Source organism: Cyanobium sp. HWJ4-Hawea (assembly GCF_024345815.1).
Lineage (GTDB): Bacteria > Cyanobacteriota > Cyanobacteriia > PCC-6307 > Cyanobiaceae > Cyanobium_A.
Map to the genome: position 1 here is coordinate 1 of NZ_JAGQBV010000021.1, position 15,533 is coordinate 15,533.

Below are 15,533 nucleotides of genomic sequence, written 5' to 3' on the forward strand. Positions count from 1 at the left end.
ACCACCAGGCCACCGGCAAAATCCAGGGCGCCCAGGCCCTCCACCCCCAGGAAGCCCCCTGGACCCCAAACCATGTGGGCCAGGGGCAGATAGATAAAGGTGCTCCACAGCACAACAAAGGCCAGCCAGGCGCGGAAGTTCATCCGCTCCACCACCGCCCCGGAGATCAGGGCTGGCGTGATGATCGCAAAAGTGAGCTGGAAAAAGGCCACCGCCCCATGGCTGAGCTGGCCATCTCCGTAGGCCACAGACCAGTTGCTAAGGCCAGCCCACTGGAGGCCGCCAATAAATGGAGCCAAAGGACCAGAGCCAGGGGAGAAGGCCAGGCTGTAGCCATACAAAACCCACAGCACGCTGACCAGGGCCATGGCCGAGAAGCTCATCACCATCGTGTTGAGCACGTTGCGGCTGCGTACAAAACCGGCGTAAAAGAGCGCCAATGCCGGCGTCATCATCAACACCAGGGCCGCACACAACAGCACAAAGCCGTTGTTGGCGCTTTGTAAGGCTTGCACTACGGGGGCGGGAGCGAAAGAACCAAGCTGCGGGGCCAAGGCGCAGCGTTTAGTAGCAGTCGCTACTAAAGCTTCAATTTCTGTTCAATTCGCTACCGAATAGGGGCTCCGGCGGGCGGGCATAAAAAAAGAGGACCCGCAGGTCCCCTTGATATGACTGAAGAATTGGAGATTGGGTGATCCGAAGACCACCCGCCCTTAAAGCAATCGCCCTGAGATCAATAGTCGAAGTCGCCGCCGCCCATGCCGCCGCCGGCGGGAGCAGAGTCCTTCTTATCGGGCATGTCGGCCACGATGCACTCGGTGGTGAGCACCATGCCGGCGATGGAGGCCGCGTTCTGGAGGCCAGAGCGGGTCACCTTGGCGGGGTCCACGATGCCGGCAGCCAGCATGTCGACGTACTCACCGGTAGCTGCGTTGTAGCCCTCGTTGAAGGGCTTGTTCTTGACGTTCTCAGCCACCACAGCGCCGTTTACACCAGCGTTCTGGGCAATGCGCATCAGGGGGGCGGTGAGGGAAGAAGCCACGATCGTGGCGCCGATCAGCTCTTCGCCGGAGAGGTTGGCCTTGGCCCACTCCTCGAGGGCGGGAGCCAGGTGGGCCAGGGTGGTGCCGCCACCAGGAACGATGCCTTCTTCAACGGCCGCCTTGGTGGCGTTGATGGCGTCTTCCAGGCGCAGCTTCTTGTCCTTCATCTCGGTTTCGGTGGCAGCACCCACCTTCACCACAGCGACACCGCCGCTCAACTTGGCCAGACGCTCCTGCAACTTCTCCTTGTCGTAGGAGGAGTCGGTTTCGTCCATCTGCTTGCGGATTTGCTCGCAGCGGGCCTTCACCGCAGCCTCGTTGCCTTCGGCCACGATGGTGGTGGTGTCCTTGTTGATCGTGATGCGACGGGCGGTACCCAGCATCTCCAGCTTGGCGTTCTCCAGCTTCAGACCAGCGTCTTCGGTGATCAGCTGACCGTTGGTGAGAACGGCGATGTCCTCGAGCATGGCCTTACGTCGGTCGCCAAAACCAGGAGCCTTGACGGCCGCCACGTTCAGCACGCCGCGCAGGCGGTTCACCACCAAGGTGGCGAGGGCTTCCTTCTCGATGTCTTCGGCGATGATCAGCAGGGGCTTGCCGGTGCGGGCAATCTGCTCAAGAACGGGCACCAGGTCTTGCACCAGGCCGATCTTCTTGTCGGTAAGAAGGATGTAGGGCTCTTCGAGCACCGCTTCCATCCGCTCGGTGTCGGTGGCGAAGTAGGGCGAGATGTAGCCCTTGTCGAAGCGCATACCTTCGGTGACCTCCAGCTCGGTGGTCATCGACTTGCCCTCCTCGAGGGAGATCACGCCCTCCTTGCCCACCTTGTCCATGGCGTCGGCGATCATGCGGCCCACCTCTTCGTCGTTGCCGGCGGAGATGGTGCCCACCTGGGCAATGGCGGTGCTGTCGCTGATGGGCTTGGCGTGCTCCTCGATCTTTTTGACGAGGAATTCGGAAGCCTTGTCGATGCCCTTTTTAAGGGTGATCGCGTTAGCGCCGGCGGCCACGTTGCGCAGACCAGCCTTGACCATGGCGTGGGCCAGGACGGTGGCGGTGGTAGTTCCGTCACCGGCGGCGTCGTTGGTCTTGCTGGCGGCCTGACGGATCAGGGCCACACCGGTGTTTTCGATGTGGTCTTCCAGTTCGATCTCTTTGGCGATGGTGACGCCGTCATTGATGATCTGGGGGGCGCCGAACTTCTTCTCGAGCACCACGTTGCGGCCCTTGGGGCCCAGGGTCACTGCAACAGCTTCGGCAAGGATGTCGATGCCTTTTTCGAGGGCCCGACGGGCTTGCTCGTTATAAATAATGCGCTTAGCCATGGAAGGCGATCTATCGAAAGGATGGGAAAAAGCTTGGTTTTATCAAACTCAGAAGAGCTTGATTAGTTGACGATGGCCAGGATGTCCTTCTCGGACAGCAGCACGAACTCATCGGAGCCGAGCTTGATGTCGGTGCCGGCGTACTTGGAATAGAGCACCTTGTCGCCCACGCCCACTTCAGGGGCTTGGCGGGAGCCATCGTCGTTGCGCTTGCCAGGACCAACCTGCACCACTTCGCCCACCTGGGGCTTTTCCTTGGCGGTGTCAGGAAGAAGGATGCCTCCGGCGGTTTTTTCTTCCGACTCGGAAACCTTGATGAAAACGCGGTCTCCGAGGGGCTTGACCGTGGAGACGCTGAGAGAAACAGCAGCCATGAATAAATTGCGAGAGCAATGGCATGACGTCTGAGACGCCACAGGGATACGGGCCAGGCAGCTTGCTGCAACGGATTGCAGCCAACTGGCACTCGAGCCCGCTGAGTGCCAACCCTATGGGGCCCTGGAGCCGCTGACCAGGCCGGTCCTGTGCGGTTGACCGAACCGCCCATGGGCGGCCAGGCGCGGTGATAAGGTCGTGCCGCTTCAGGCGGGATGGTCCCGCCGTGCGCTCCCTGCGTCTTACTTATTTATGGCTGCTGCTACCGCCACCGGCACCAAAGGCATCGTCCGGCAGGTCATTGGCCCCGTGCTCGACGTTGAATTTCCGGCCGGCAAGCTGCCCAAGATTTACAACGCGCTTCGGATTGAGGGTAAAAATTCTGCCGGTCAGAACGTTGCCCTGACTGCAGAAGTGCAGCAATTGCTCGGCGACCACCGCGTCCGCGCAGTGGCCATGAGCAGCACCGACGGCCTGGTTCGGGGCATGGAAGCCCTCGACACCGGCTCGCCCATTTGCGTTCCCGTGGGCGAGGCCACCCTGGGCCGCATCTTCAACGTGCTCGGCGAACCCGTAGACGAGCAGGGCCCGGTCAAAACCACTGAAACCGCCTCTATTCACCGTTCGGCACCAAGCCTTACCGAGCTTCAAACCAAACCCACGGTTTTCGAAACCGGCATCAAGGTGATCGACCTCCTGGCTCCCTACCGCCAGGGCGGCAAGGTGGGCCTATTCGGTGGTGCTGGCGTTGGCAAAACCGTGTTGATCCAGGAGCTGATCAACAACATCGCCAAGGAGCACGGCGGCGTGTCCGTGTTTGCTGGCGTGGGTGAGCGCACCCGTGAAGGCAACGACCTCTACGAAGAATTCAAGGAATCCGGCGTTATCAACTCCGAGGACCTCAGCAAGTCGAAGGTGGCCCTCTGCTACGGCCAGATGAACGAGCCCCCCGGGGCCCGGATGCGCGTGGGTCTCTCGGCCCTGACCATGGCTGAGCACTTCCGCGATGCCAACAAGCAGGACGTGCTGCTGTTTGTCGACAACATCTTCCGCTTTGTGCAAGCCGGTTCGGAAGTTTCGGCCCTGCTAGGCCGCATGCCCTCGGCCGTGGGCTACCAGCCCACCCTGGGTACCGACGTCGGCATGCTCCAGGAACGGATCACCTCCACCCTGGAGGGCTCCATCACCTCGATCCAGGCCGTCTACGTGCCTGCGGACGACCTGACTGACCCCGCCCCCGCCACCACCTTTGCCCACCTGGACGCCACCACCGTGCTGAGCCGCGGCCTGGCATCCAAGGGCATCTATCCCGCCGTGGATCCCCTGGACTCCACCAGCACCATGCTCCAGCCCGCCGTGGTGGGTGATGAGCACTACCGCACCGCCCGGGCCGTCCAGTCGACCCTGCAACGCTACAAGGAGCTCCAGGACATCATCGCGATTCTTGGTCTCGACGAACTGTCGGAAGACGACCGTCGCACCGTGGATCGGGCCCGCAAGATCGAGAAGTTCCTCTCCCAGCCCTTCTTTGTGGCCGAGATCTTCACCGGTCAGAAAGGTGAGTACGTGAAACTCGAAGAAACCATCAAGGGTTTCAACATGATTCTGGCCGGAGAACTCGACGACCTGCCCGAAGCAGCTTTCTATCTCGTTGGCAACATCGACCAGGTCAAGGCCAAGGCCGCCAAGATCCTGTCCGAAGCCAAGGATTGATCTGAGGAACCCCACCCATGAGTCTCACACTCCGCGTTCTGGCTCCTGACCAGAGCGTTTTCGATGGCAGCGCCGAAGAGGTGATCCTGCCCAGCACCACCGGCCAAGTCGGCATCTTGCCCGGCCACGTGACGATGCTTGCCGCCCTCGACACCGGCGTAATGCGTCTGCGTGATGGCAACGGCTGGTCTTCGATTGCCTTGATGGGCGGTTTTGCCGAAGTTGAAGCCGACGAAGTAACCATTCTGGTGAATGCAGCCGAGCTGGGCAGCAACATCAATGCATCCGCTGCAGAAGCCGAATTTGAGGCCGCCCAACTGGCAGTGTCTGGGTTTGAGGGTCAGGCCAATAGCCCTGAAAAGCTGAAGGCTGGCCAAGCCCTAGCCAAGGCCAAGGCCCGCATGCAGGCCAGCAAGGAAAACTAAATTTCCTAGACAAGCTCCCATCCCCCAGATTTCAGCAGTGCTGGTTTCTGGGGGATTTTTTTTGGGAAAAAGTGGCATTAAAAAGCGCCCCCCGAGGGGAGCGCCGCATGATCGAAATGCCGAAACCACCAATCAGGCGGTCCCGCAGAAGGTCACGTCGGGGAACTTCAGCTTGGCCTCGTCCAGGTTCTTGCCCTTGCCCTCTTCCTGCCAATAGTTGATCACTTCGGTGGCCTTATTGAGGATCTCAACGCGCTCGTTGTCGGTGATCCAGCTCTTGGCCTCGAGCTCGGTCTTGAGGGTTTCCCAGGCGTCTTCCCTGGGCCAGAAGAAGTAGGAGGTGAGGGGGCTAGGGCCGCCACCCACGATCTGGTCGACAGCTAGGGCCACGTTGTCGGGAAGCCAGAGGATCTTCACCAGGAAGCGGCCTTCGTCGGGCTTGGGGGTGTAGCCGGAGGGCACCCCGTCTTCGTCGATAGTGGCGGTGGCCAGGGCAGCTGTGCCCCCACGCATCACGGGCCGACCCTGGGTAGTGGTGTCTTCTGCTACTACTGCTGCGGCGGCTGGGATAGCTGCTGCTGGGGCTTCGCCCACGGCAGCGCCAGGGACGCTCTCAGTGGCTGTCATGGGGTCGACGCTCAAGGCTACGCATCAAACGACTAACCTACCAGCCGCCAAGGCGCTACCCCCCCATCTCCAGCGATGACGCTGCGCCTACTGCTCGATTCCGCCGACCCCAAAGCCTGGCGGCAATGGCTGCCCACCGACCTGTTCCACGGAGTCACCACCAATCCCAGCCTGCTTAGGCGGGCTGGCCAAAGCTGCACCACGGCCAACCTGGCGGTTCTCAGTCGTCAGGCAGAGGAATTCGGTGCGCAGGAAATTCACCTCCAGGCCTGGGGAGCGAATCAGATCGCCATGGCCGAATGCGGCCAGGCCCTGGCGGCAATGGTGCCAGGAAAAATCCTGGTGAAGCTGCCCATCACAGCCCAGGGCGCGGCAGTGGCCCAACAACTGATCAGCCAAGACCGCATTCCGATCACCTTTACCGCCTGCTACGAGGCGCCCCAGGTTTTGCTGGCCGCCGCCCTCGGGGCCCATTACATCGCCCCCTACTTGGGTCGCATCAGTGACCAAGGCCGCGATGGCCATCGGGAGGTGATTGCCATGCAGCGCTGCCTGGATGGGCTGGGTTCATCGCTGCGCCTGTTGGTTGCCAGCCTCCGCCAGAAGGAGGATCTCAGCCGCCTGGCCGCAGAGGGGCTCACCACCTTCACTATAAGCCCCGACCTTGCTGAGGCCCTATTCAGCTGCCAAGCCACCGAGGCGGCGGCTGCCCAGTTCGAGCAGGATGCAGCTGGTTAAAAGCAGCGCCGGCATGACACCAAAGGCCATCGTGCTGTTCGACATCGATGGGGTAGTTCGCGATGTGGCCGGCAGCTATCGCCGGGCCATCGTTGAAACGGTGCAGCACTACTGCCAGCAAAGGCCCGAGCCCGCCGCCATCGACAGCCTCAAGGGCGAGGGTTGCTGGAACAACGACTGGGAGGCATCCCTGGAGCTGCTGCGGCGCCTCGGCCACACGCCCCTGCCGGATTTAGGCAGCCTGGTGGAGGTGTTTGGTGGATTTTATTTCGGCGGCGATCCCGAAGGTGATCCAAGCCTCTGGCAAGGCTTCATTGGCAGCGAGCCCCTTCTGGTGCAGCCCAGCTTTTTTGCTGAGCTCAGTGCCGCTGGTGTGGCCTGGGGTTTCGTCAGTGGAGCCGAATCACCCTCCTGCCGCTATGTGCTCGAAACCAGGCTGGGCCTGGTCAAGCCCCCCCTAATCGCCATGGGGGATGCCCCCGACAAACCCGATCCCACGGGCCTGCTGCGCCTGGCGGCTGCCCTGGCGGGCGAACCCCTCGGGCCCGGGGCTCCGGCGGTGGTTTACCTGGGTGACACCGTGGCGGATGTGCTCACGGTTCAGCGGGCCCGTAGCCAACAACCCAACCAACGCTTCATCAGCCTGGCGGTGGCACCGCCCCACCTTCATGGCAACCCGGAGGCCCGCAGGTCCTACGAGGCCCGCCTTCTAGCCGCCGGCGCCGACCAGGTGATCGCCAGCACCGAAGAGCTGCTGGGCAGCCTGGAGGGATTAGATGCCATCAACAGGCGCTAGCTTGCTAGCAAAAGTGATTACACCCTATGGCTGCCATCAGCGTTCGCGGCCTTGGCGAAGACCAGTTGCGCCAATTGAAAGACCAAGCCCACCATCAGGGCATCAGCCTTAATCGACTAGCCCTGAGCCGGCTGACCGGGGAGCCACGCCCGGCAGACGGACTCCATCGTGATCTTGAAGACCTGGCTGGCACCTGGTCTGAGGAGGAAGGCAATGCCTTTGAGGCTGCCATCGCTCCACTTGAGCAGGTGGATCTCGAGTTCTGGGGCTGAGGCATGCGACCCATTTCCCTCGACACCAATGCCTACGTCAATTTCAAGCGAGGCTCAGCGCCATGCGTGGAAATAATCAATAGGACAGAAAGACTTTTGATCAGCAGCACCGTGATTGGTGAATTGCTGGCGGGCTTTGCCTGTGGCAGCCAAGAAGCACGCAATCGGCAAGAACTAAGCCAATTTCTAGCTTCACCACGGGTAGGGCAATGCCCCTCCAGCCTTGCCACCGCAGACACCTATGCCCTGGTCTATCGGGATTTAAGGAGTAAGGGCAGACCGATCCCCACCAACGACATTTGGATCGCCGCCAGTGCCATGGAGATGGGCTCCATTCTTTGCAGCTTTGATGAGCATTTTCAGCAGGTTGATGGCCTGCGAATCATCCGCAGCTGGGCTGAAGCCCTGCCCTGAACTCAACGCTCCATGGCGCTGGTGGTTTTGAGGGCGGCCGCCGTCAGGTTCTCGTGGCCTCGATCGGTTACGGCCACATCGTCTTCGATGCGGATACCAATCCCTTTCCAGCGCCCATCGATGGCCGGTTGCCCCTCGGGCACGGGCAGCCGGTCGCTTACGTACAAACCCGGCTCCACCGTGAGCACCATGCCGGCCTCGAGCTCCACGTGGTGCTCCCCGAGGCGATAGGCCCCCACATCGTGCACATCCAGGCCCAACCAATGGCCGGTGCGGTGCATGTAGAGGTGCCTGTAGGCGCCCTGCTCAATCAGGCCATCCACATCCCCCACCAGCAGCCCCAGCTCCACCAGCCCTGCCACCAGCACCCGCAGGGCGGTCCCGTGCACGCCCTCGGCCGTAAAGCCCGGCGCCACCGAGGCCACCGCCGCCTCCTGGGCCGCCAGCACCAGCTCGTAGAGGGCCCGCTGCTCGGCGGAAAAACGTCCACCCACCGGGAAGGTGCGGGTGATGTCGCCGTTGTAGTAGTCGCTGAGGCTGCAGCCGGCATCGATCAGCACTAAATCGCCGTCGCGCAGGGTGGAGCCATTGGCGGTGTAGTGGAGCACGCAGGCGTTGTCGCCGCCGGCCACAATCGAGCCATAGGCGGGGCCCCGGGCCCCCTGCTCGAGGAAGTGCTGCTCGATCACCGCCTGCACCTGGCGCTCACTGAGGCCTGGGCGGGTCACCTGCCGCGCCAACTCATGGGCCTCCGCGGAGATGCGGGCCGCCTCCCGCAGGCGCTCTAGCTCTTCCGGCCCCTTGCGCAGCCGCAGGCCATGTAATAGCGGACAAGGGGCCACCAACCCCAGGGCCGCCGAGCCGCTGCGGGGTGCCCGATCCAGCTGCTCACCCCAGGCCTGCAGCACGAGGGGCTCCACGGAGGGATGGCGGCCGACCCGAAAGGCAATCCCCTCGGCGCCCTTGAGATACTCCGCCAGCCGTTGGGGCAATTCAGCTAGGGGGTGGGCCATGTCAGCGCCAAATTCAGCCACCGCCCCCTGGCAGCCCCAGCGGAAACCATTCCAAACCTCGGCCGTGGGCTCCTTGGGCTCCACGAACAGCACGAAGCGGACATCGTCGCGATGGGGCAAAAACAGGGCCACCGCGCCCGGCTCATCAAAACCAGTCAGGTACCAAAAGTCGCTGTTTTGGCGGAATGGATACTCGCAATCGGCGTGATGCACGACCATCGGTGCTGCCGGTATCACCGCTGCAGCACCGCCCAATTCCGCGAAAAATCGGCTGCGGCGCTGGGCGAAAATCGTCATTAAATGGCGCCCGAAAGGGCAACGGTTCGATGCCAGTTTGGTTCAACCCCAACTGCAGTTGTTGGCAGAGCCGATTAAATGGGGTCCAGAGGCCAATTCCCGTGCTCCAACCCCTCCCTGAATGAACGACATCGTTGGCCTAGCGGTGCTGGTGGTGGTGGTGATCGCAGGTTCTGCCCTGGCCTCTGGCATTGAGGCTGCAGTGCTGACCGTGAACCCGGCGCGGGTCCATGAATTGGCAAACCGCCCCCATCCGGTGCGGGGGGCTAGGCGGCTGGCCCAACTGCGCCAGCGCCTGGGTCGCACCCTGGCCGTACTTGTGATCGCCAACAACGGCTTCAACATTTTTGGCAGCCTGATGCTGGGCGGCCTGGCGGCGGTGGTGTTCCACAGGCACGACTTCCCTGAGGTGGCCCTGCCGCTGTTTTCAGTGGGCCTGACGGTGCTGGTGATCCTGCTAGGTGAAATCCTGCCCAAATCGATGGGCAGCCGTTTTGCCATGCCGGTGGCCCTCGCCAGTGCCCCTGCCCTGCACCTGCTAAGTCAGCTGAATCTGCCCCTGGTACTGATTCTCGAGCGCCTACTGCCTGCGATTACGGCCGAAAACGAAATCAGCACCGACGAGGACGAGATCCGGCTACTGGCGAAGCTGGGCTCCCAAAAGGGACAAATCGAAGCCGATGAGGCGGCAATGATTGCCAAGGTGTTCCAGCTAAACGACCTTACCGCCAGGGATTTGATGGTGCCGAGGGTGGCCGCGCCAAGCCTGAGCGGCAACGCCACCCTGGAGCAGCTGCGCTCCGAACTGTTGGCCAACAACTCCGAATGGTGGGTGGTGCTTGGCGAAGAAGTAGACGAAGTACTCAGTGTGGCCAGCCGGGAAGCCCTGCTCACCGCCCTCTTAAAAGGCAACGACCATCTGACCGCTGCGGCCCTCGGTGAGCCGGTGGAATTTGTGCCGGAAATGATTCGAGCCGACCGGCTGCTCACCGGCTTCCGTCGCAACAGCACTGGCGTTCGGGTGGTGGTAGATGAATTTGGTGGATTTGTGGGTGTGATCGGCGCCGAGGCTGTTTTGGCCGTACTGGCGGGTTGGTGGCGCCGGCCCCCAATGGCGGGCGAGGGCCAGGGCCCATGAGGCATGCCCCACCCCCTTCTGCTCCCTCCACACCCGAGCGCTGTCGCCTGGGCCTGGAGCAGTGGCGCGGCCAGCTGCAACTAAGCGGCCGGGAAAGTTCGGTGCTGGCAGGAGAGCTGGCAGCAGTAGATCGCCAACTCGAACGTCTGCAGCAGAAGCGGCTCAAGCTGGCTGTTTTTGGGCGGGTCGGAGTGGGCAAATCGAGCCTGCTCAATGCCCTGCTGGGCCATGGGGCCTTCGCCACGGATGTGGCCCATGGCTGCACCCGCCACCAGGCGAGCGAGCCCTGGGATCAGCCAATCCCAGGGCTGGAGCAGGTGGAGCTGGTCGACACCCCCGGCATTGATGAAATTGCCGACGCCGGCCGGGGGCGCCTGGCCGCCCGGGTGGCCCTAGGTGCCGACCTGGTGCTGTTGGTGCTTGACGGCGACCTCAACCGGGTGGAACTAGAAGCCCTCGATGTGCTTTTAGCTAGCGGCAAACCGCTGCTGCTGGCCCTTAACCGCTGCGATTGCTGGCCAGAAGCAGAAAGGGACCAATTGATCGCCAGCATCCGCCGGCGCCTGCCGATCCAGGCCCGCCAGCTGGAACTAATTCCTGTGGCAGCAGCACCGCGACGGGCCCAGCTCCTCGCCGATGGCAGGGTGCGCAGCGAGGCCAGCTCCCCCCAGATAGGTCCGCTGCGCCAATCCCTAATCGAACTGCTGAGCCGGCACGGCAGCCTGCTGCTGGCCCTCAATGCCCTCCGGGCCGCCGATCGGCTCGAGCAGCAGCGTCAACACTGGCGCCTTAGCCACAGTCGCCAGGCGGCCCAGAGCCTGATTGGCCGTTTTGCCGCCCTAAAGGCCACCGGCGTGGCCGCCAATCCCTTCGTGTTGCTTGATCTGGCAGCGGGCATGGCCTGCGACACAGCCCTGGTCCTGCAGCTTTGCCAGCTCTATGGCCTGAAGATGCAAAGCAGCGGTGCCAGGCAATTACTTACCCGCCTTTCCGGCCACAGCGCCCTGCTGGGGGGCGCTCAACTGGGCATCCAATTGGTATTGGGGCTGATCCGCCAACTGCTATTGGTGGCCGCCCCCCTGACCGGAGGCTTAAGCCTTGCCCCAGCTGCCCCGGTGGCGGTGGCCCAGGCCGCCCTGGCCGTGCACACCACCCGCCTAACCGGCCGGCTGGCCGCAGCTGAATTGCTCAAGGGTGCCGAGCGGGGAGGCCGGCCAGGGGCCCTGCTGCGCAGACTCGCCCTAAGCGATCCTGCCGTGGGGGCCTGGCTCAGCACCTGGCAGGTGAATCCAGGCGACGGCGTTGGCCCGCAGCAGGCCCGCATGCGCCTGCAGGCCCTGCTGCCCTGAGCTGCCTGCAGTGAATCAAGTCGCCCTATTTGGCACCAGCGCCGATCCCCCCACCTACGGCCACCAGGCCCTGCTGGAGGGACTCCTCGCCACCTATCCAGTGGTGGCCACCTGGGCTAGCGACAACCCCCTCAAGGCCCACGGGGCACCCTTGGCCCAAAGGGCCGCCCTACTGGCTGTTCTGGTCGATTCGATTGGCAATCCCCGCCTGCAGATGGTCCAGGAGTTGAGTAGTCCTTGGGCGATCGAAACCCTGCAGAGGGCCCGGCAACGCTGGCCCCAGGCCGGGCTGGTTTTTGTGGTGGGCAGCGATCTGGCCGGCCAAATCCCCCGCTGGAAACAGGCCAGCGCACTGCTGCAGGGCTGCCGCCTGGCCATTGCACCCCGGGCCGGCTGGCCGTTCACTTGTGAGCAGCGCCAAGCCCTCGAGGCCATCGGCGGCCAGGTGATCGAGCTAGCCCTCACCATTCCCGCCACCGCCAGCTCCCGGGTTCGCCAGCAGCACGATCCCAGCCAAATTCCGCCCGCCCTCCAACCCACCCTGTTGCAGCACAATCTCTATGGCCTGCAGGGGCAGGCAGGTTTAGAGCAGGAAGATTTCGAGCAGCCCTAATGCGATTTGCCCTGGCCCAAATCAATCCATTGGTGGGCGACCTGACGGGCAATGGGGCGCGAATTTTGGCCGCCTGCCAAGAGGCGGCAACAGCAGGCGCCGACCTGGTAGTGACGCCCGAGCTGTCTCTTTGGGGCTACCCGCCCCGGGACCTGCTGCTGCGCCGCTCTCTGCAGCTGCAACAGCAAATAGTTTTGGATGGGCTGAGCGGCCAGCTGGCGGCAACCTGCCCCGACCTGGCAGTGCTGGTGGGCGTTGCCGAACCGATCGAGGCGGCTGAACTGCCCAACCTCTACAACTCGATTGCCCTGGTCGAGGCAGGGCAATGGCGGATCGTGGCCCGCAAGCGCCTGCTGCCCACCTACGACGTTTTCGACGAACAGCGCTATTTCCGGCCCGGCCAAGAGGCGGCGGTTTTGGAGCTCCAGCGGGCTGGCCGCAGCTGGCGCCTGGGCCTGACCATCTGCGAAGACCTCTGGGTGGAGGAAGAACTACAGGGCCACCGGCTGGTGGGGCCCGATCCCATTGCCGCCATGCGGCCCCACAAAATCGACCTCCTGCTCAATCTCTCGGCCTCACCCTTTGGCCAGACCAAGGCTTCACTGCGCCACCAGCTGGCGGCCCGGGCCGCCCAGGGCCTGGGTTGTCCGGTGGTCTACGTGAACCAGGTGGGTGGCAACGACGAATTGGTATTCGATGGCGCCAGCTTCGTGGTGGATGGCCAAGGTGCGGTGGTGGCCCAACTGGCCTGCTGCCGAGAGCAGGTGGGTATTTGGGATTGCCCCTCTTCTTCAGCAATGCCGCCCCTGCCAGAAGCCCCTGAGCAGCTGTTTCGGGCCCTGGTGCTCGGGGTTCACGACTACGCCCACAAATGCGGCTTTCGCCAGGCCCTACTGGGCCTAAGTGGCGGGATTGATTCGGCCCTAGTGGCGGTGATTGCGGCGGCGGCATTAGGGGGAGAGCAGGTCCAGGCCCTGCTGATGCCTTCCCCCTACAGCTCGCGGGGCTCCCTGGTGGATGCCCAAGAGCTTGCAGGGCGCCTGGGGATCCATACCTCCGAGGTGGCAATTGAAGCCTTGATGGATTGCTTTGCCAGCAGCCTGGGCAAGCCACTGGCCGGCCCGCCCGCCGGGATCACCGCCGAAAACCTGCAATCACGGATCCGCGGCACCCTGCTGATGGCCGTGGCAAACCAGCAGGGCCAGTTGCTGCTTTCCACCGGCAATAAATCCGAGCTTGCCGTTGGCTACTGCACCCTCTACGGCGACATGAACGGTGGCCTGGCCGTAATTGGCGATCTCTACAAAACCAGTGTCTTTGAGCTTTGCGATTGGCTAGATAGCCCTGCCTCCGCCAGCTGCAGAAAAGATTTAGGCCTAGCGGCCAATGGTCAATTAATTGGTGCAGCCATTCGCACCAAGCCCCCCAGCGCCGAACTCAGGCCCGAGCAACTTGATAGCGATTCGCTCCCGGATTACGCGGTCCTAGATCCACTGCTGAAATCCATGATTGAGGAACTGCGCAGCCCAGAGGAACTAATCGCTGCGGGGGCGCCCCCCGACCTGGCCCAGAGGGTAGGGCAGTTGATGGCCAGGGCCGAATTCAAACGCCGCCAAGCCGCCCCCCTCCTCAAGGTGAGTGGTCGGGCATTTGGCAGTGGCTGGCGGATGCCAATCGCCGCTCGCTAACGCAAGGGCCGGCCCAGGGACCCGGGCCAAATGCCTTCCCGCAATGCCAAAAGCAGGCCCGCAGCTTCGCCATAGCTACTGGCCTCCAGAACCTCCAAGCCAAGGGCGGCAGCGCCCACATCGAGCACGCAGGGGTTGTGAACCGCAATTAGGGGCACACCCCGCTCGGCGCAGGCCAGCACCGCCTCTCCCCCCAGGGCACCAGCCGGCGCCACGACCGCACCAAGCTGCTGGTGGAAAATTGCTGCCCCCAAAGCCAAGTGGCGGCCGCTAGCTGGATGAACCAGCCCTGAGTGACCATGCGCTGAGTGACCAAGCGGCGCCAACTCCACCAGGTTGGGAGCCCTACTCAAGCCCACCAAAACACAGGCCAAAAAGGTGTAACCCAGCTCTTCCCCGGCGGCCCGGGGATCTAGATCTGGATCCAAGGGCAGGGGGGTCAGGGCTGGGGCATGGGCGCAGGGCAAACCCAAATGGGCACTCAACAGGTGACTAATCACCGCCTCCGCCCCCGCCAAACCATCCACTCCGCTCCCCTGGCGATAGGCGGCCAGGGCCTCCCCATGGGGATCCTCCGGGAAGCGGGCCACCACGGCGATGGCCGTTGCCCCGGCGGCCCTTAGCCGCTCACCAGCCTCCAGCAACTGATCCGGCCGGCCCAGGCTGCCCCAGCTGGCACCACTGGCGCCATGGCTAAGGCTTACCTCCAGCGGGGCTGCAGTGGTAACAACCGGGCCAATCTCGAGGCCCAAAGTCGCCCGGCAGGCATCGGCAACCTGCAGGTGGCGCTGGCGTAGCTCGGTTTCGATTCCCGCATCAAGCAACAGGCCAATCCGCTGGCGCCTAACCGGCTCCAGGGCCAGCTCGCCCCGCGCGAAGCGATTCAGGGCAGAGCCCTCCACGTAGTGGATGCGGGGATCACTCCAATAGAGCGAGGCACCGTTCATCACATTGGGATGGGTGATTAGGCAACCACTTGCAGCAGCCAGCAGCCGTGCCGCCGGCAATCCATCGCCGGCATAACCGCCTAGCTCGCAGCCAATCCCGGTGGGAATAACCAGCAGGGTGGGCAGGGGTGCCCCGGGTCCGGCGGCCGTGGTCACGGCGAATCGGCCAGGCAGAAGACGGCCTCCAGCACCAGTTCCCGGCCCCAGCTGGCCGCCGCGGGCCCAGTAATCTCGGCCGGCGACACTGAAGTAATGGCCCAACGCAGGGGCTTGCCTTCGACCGTTGCCAAGGCGGCCTCAATTTGGGGCAACAGCGGCCCTTCCTGACGGACCAACCGCAGCTGCCGCGGCTCAAGCCTCACTTTTGATACTTGCCGAATTGCGCCTCGTAGAGCGCATCCTCCTGGCCGGCCTTGAGCTGGAGATCGGAGCGGGGCAACGAAACACATAACAGGGCAAAGCCCTGCTCCTGCAGCTCTTTCTTCACACCCATTGCATCGGGTTGATGCACCTGGCCCTGGCTAATCAGGGCCGCACAGGTGGTGCAAACCCCCGAGCAGCAGGAGCTAGGCAGAGGTACCCCCGCCGCTTCTGCCGCCGCCAACACGGTTTGATCGCTGCGGCAGGAAAAGCTATGGCTAGTGCCATCTAGATCAGCCACGACCCTGAAAACCTGGACCTGGTTCGAGATTTGGCCTTCGCCCGAAATTTCGGCTTTGCTGGAAAAACTGGATTCGGTCACGGGGAGGGGGTTAAAGGC

The 15,533-nt window shown here is 63.3% G+C and carries 18 protein-coding genes; 10 read left to right on the forward strand and 8 right to left on the reverse strand.

Annotated features, from left to right (window positions below; all coding sequences use genetic code 11):
• The 3 genes from KBY58_RS06385 to groES all read right to left on the reverse strand — a co-directional run.
• On the reverse strand, window positions 1-515 hold a 515-nt coding region (locus tag KBY58_RS06385), incomplete at its 3' end, for an ammonium transporter (protein ID WP_409995723.1).
• Window positions 516-733: 218 nt separating this feature from the next.
• Complete coding sequence (groL, locus tag KBY58_RS06390; protein WP_254933884.1) at window positions 734-2,368, reverse strand: chaperonin GroEL; 1,635 nt, start codon at window positions 2,366-2,368, stop codon at window positions 734-736.
• Window positions 2,369-2,430: 62 nt separating this feature from the next.
• Window positions 2,431-2,742 carry a co-chaperone GroES gene (groES, locus tag KBY58_RS06395; RefSeq protein WP_254933885.1) on the reverse strand — a complete coding sequence of 104 codons (312 nt, stop codon included), beginning with the start codon at window positions 2,740-2,742 and terminating at the stop codon, window positions 2,431-2,433.
• 253 nt (window positions 2,743-2,995) lie between these two features.
• Here groES and atpD point away from each other — a divergent pair, with 253 nt between their 5' ends.
• Window positions 2,996-4,456, forward strand: a complete 1,461-nt coding sequence (gene atpD, locus KBY58_RS06400; protein ID WP_255003497.1) for a F0F1 ATP synthase subunit beta — start codon at window positions 2,996-2,998, stop codon at window positions 4,454-4,456.
• A gap of 17 nt (window positions 4,457-4,473) precedes the next feature.
• Entirely contained in the window at window positions 4,474-4,881 is a 408-nt protein-coding gene (gene atpC / locus KBY58_RS06405) for an ATP synthase F1 subunit epsilon (protein ID WP_255003498.1), read from the forward strand.
• Window positions 4,882-5,013: 132 nt separating this feature from the next.
• On the opposite strand, the gene KBY58_RS06410 is transcribed toward atpC, so the two are convergent.
• Window positions 5,014-5,508, reverse strand: coding sequence for a 30S ribosomal protein PSRP-3 (locus tag KBY58_RS06410; protein ID WP_254933888.1), 495 nt, complete (start codon window positions 5,506-5,508; stop codon window positions 5,014-5,016).
• A 75-nt stretch (window positions 5,509-5,583) separates the two neighbouring features.
• On the opposite strand from KBY58_RS06410, the gene KBY58_RS06415 reads away from it, so the two are divergent.
• Genes KBY58_RS06415 through KBY58_RS06430 form a run of 4 tightly spaced genes read left to right on the forward strand, consistent with a single transcriptional unit; the run spans window position 5,584 to window position 7,728 of the window.
• Window positions 5,584-6,246, forward strand: coding sequence for a transaldolase family protein (locus KBY58_RS06415; RefSeq protein ID WP_255003499.1), 663 nt, complete (start codon window positions 5,584-5,586; stop codon window positions 6,244-6,246).
• Between the two features lie 13 nt (window positions 6,247-6,259).
• Entirely contained in the window at window positions 6,260-7,042 is a 783-nt protein-coding gene (locus KBY58_RS06420) for a TIGR01548 family HAD-type hydrolase (RefSeq protein WP_255003521.1), read from the forward strand.
• 26 nt (window positions 7,043-7,068) lie between these two features.
• A complete protein-coding gene (locus KBY58_RS06425; protein WP_255003500.1) occupies window positions 7,069-7,314 on the forward strand; it encodes a hypothetical protein in 246 nt (81 codons plus the stop codon).
• A 3-nt stretch (window positions 7,315-7,317) separates the two neighbouring features.
• Window positions 7,318-7,728 (forward strand): type II toxin-antitoxin system VapC family toxin, encoded by a 411-nt coding sequence (locus KBY58_RS06430; protein ID WP_255003501.1) that lies wholly within the window; start codon window positions 7,318-7,320, stop codon window positions 7,726-7,728.
• 2 nt (window positions 7,729-7,730) lie between these two features.
• On the opposite strand, the gene KBY58_RS06435 is transcribed toward KBY58_RS06430, so the two are convergent.
• On the reverse strand, window positions 7,731-9,038 hold the full coding sequence (locus tag KBY58_RS06435; RefSeq protein WP_255003502.1) for an aminopeptidase P N-terminal domain-containing protein: 1,308 nt from the start codon (window positions 9,036-9,038) through the stop codon (window positions 7,731-7,733).
• Window positions 9,039-9,159: 121 nt separating this feature from the next.
• Here KBY58_RS06435 and KBY58_RS06440 point away from each other — a divergent pair, with 121 nt between their 5' ends.
• Genes KBY58_RS06440 through KBY58_RS06455 form a run of 4 tightly spaced genes read left to right on the forward strand, consistent with a single transcriptional unit; the run spans window position 9,160 to window position 13,826 of the window.
• Entirely contained in the window at window positions 9,160-10,176 is a 1,017-nt protein-coding gene (locus tag KBY58_RS06440) for a CNNM domain-containing protein (protein ID WP_255003503.1), read from the forward strand.
• Complete coding sequence (locus tag KBY58_RS06445; RefSeq protein WP_255003504.1) at window positions 10,173-11,525, forward strand: GTP-binding protein; 1,353 nt, start codon at window positions 10,173-10,175, stop codon at window positions 11,523-11,525. Before KBY58_RS06440 ends, KBY58_RS06445 begins: the two co-directional genes overlap by 4 nt.
• A gap of 1 nt (window position 11,526) precedes the next feature.
• Window positions 11,527-12,138, forward strand: coding sequence for a nicotinate-nucleotide adenylyltransferase (locus KBY58_RS06450; RefSeq protein WP_261346362.1), 612 nt, complete (start codon window positions 11,527-11,529; stop codon window positions 12,136-12,138).
• Complete coding sequence (locus tag KBY58_RS06455) at window positions 12,138-13,826, forward strand: NAD+ synthase (protein WP_255003505.1); 1,689 nt, start codon at window positions 12,138-12,140, stop codon at window positions 13,824-13,826. The genes KBY58_RS06450 and KBY58_RS06455 overlap by 1 nt, the downstream gene beginning before the upstream one ends.
• Here KBY58_RS06455 and KBY58_RS06460 read toward each other — a convergent pair.
• From KBY58_RS06460 to KBY58_RS06470, 3 genes are read right to left on the reverse strand one after another with little or no spacing between them, the layout of a single operon-like run.
• Complete coding sequence (locus KBY58_RS06460; protein WP_255003506.1) at window positions 13,823-14,929, reverse strand: DUF3326 domain-containing protein; 1,107 nt, start codon at window positions 14,927-14,929, stop codon at window positions 13,823-13,825. The two genes, KBY58_RS06455 and KBY58_RS06460, sit on opposite strands and share 4 nt — an antisense overlap.
• Complete coding sequence (locus tag KBY58_RS06465) at window positions 14,926-15,135, reverse strand: hypothetical protein (RefSeq protein ID WP_255003507.1); 210 nt, start codon at window positions 15,133-15,135, stop codon at window positions 14,926-14,928. The genes KBY58_RS06460 and KBY58_RS06465 overlap by 4 nt, the downstream gene beginning before the upstream one ends.
• Window positions 15,132-15,464, reverse strand: a complete 333-nt coding sequence (locus KBY58_RS06470) for a 2Fe-2S iron-sulfur cluster-binding protein (RefSeq protein WP_315858039.1) — start codon at window positions 15,462-15,464, stop codon at window positions 15,132-15,134. The genes KBY58_RS06465 and KBY58_RS06470 overlap by 4 nt, the downstream gene beginning before the upstream one ends.
• Window positions 15,465-15,533: the final 69 nt, after the last annotated feature.

What these genes read in the sequence shown, in the direction of transcription:
- atpD (WP_255003497.1), top strand. Translation starts at nt 2,996, where the DNA reads ATGGCTGCTGCTACCGCCACCGGCACCAAAGGCATCGTCCGGCAGGTC.
- KBY58_RS06445 (WP_255003504.1), top strand. Translation starts at nt 10,173, where the DNA reads ATGAGGCATGCCCCACCCCCTTCTGCTCCCTCCACACCCGAGCGCTGT.
- KBY58_RS06455 (WP_255003505.1), top strand. Translation starts at nt 12,138, where the DNA reads ATGCGATTTGCCCTGGCCCAAATCAATCCATTGGTGGGCGACCTGACG.
- groL (WP_254933884.1), bottom strand. Translation starts at nt 2,368, where the DNA reads ATGGCTAAGCGCATTATTTATAACGAGCAAGCCCGTCGGGCCCTCGAA.
- KBY58_RS06415 (WP_255003499.1), top strand. Translation starts at nt 5,584, where the DNA reads ATGACGCTGCGCCTACTGCTCGATTCCGCCGACCCCAAAGCCTGGCGG.
- atpC (WP_255003498.1), top strand. Translation starts at nt 4,474, where the DNA reads ATGAGTCTCACACTCCGCGTTCTGGCTCCTGACCAGAGCGTTTTCGAT.
- KBY58_RS06440 (WP_255003503.1), top strand. Translation starts at nt 9,160, where the DNA reads ATGAACGACATCGTTGGCCTAGCGGTGCTGGTGGTGGTGGTGATCGCA.
- groES (WP_254933885.1), bottom strand. Translation starts at nt 2,742, where the DNA reads ATGGCTGCTGTTTCTCTCAGCGTCTCCACGGTCAAGCCCCTCGGAGAC.
- KBY58_RS06430 (WP_255003501.1), top strand. Translation starts at nt 7,318, where the DNA reads ATGCGACCCATTTCCCTCGACACCAATGCCTACGTCAATTTCAAGCGA.
- KBY58_RS06425 (WP_255003500.1), top strand. Translation starts at nt 7,069, where the DNA reads ATGGCTGCCATCAGCGTTCGCGGCCTTGGCGAAGACCAGTTGCGCCAA.
- KBY58_RS06435 (WP_255003502.1), bottom strand. Translation starts at nt 9,038, where the DNA reads ATGACGATTTTCGCCCAGCGCCGCAGCCGATTTTTCGCGGAATTGGGC.
- KBY58_RS06410 (WP_254933888.1), bottom strand. Translation starts at nt 5,508, where the DNA reads ATGACAGCCACTGAGAGCGTCCCTGGCGCTGCCGTGGGCGAAGCCCCA.
- KBY58_RS06420 (WP_255003521.1), top strand. Translation starts at nt 6,260, where the DNA reads ATGACACCAAAGGCCATCGTGCTGTTCGACATCGATGGGGTAGTTCGC.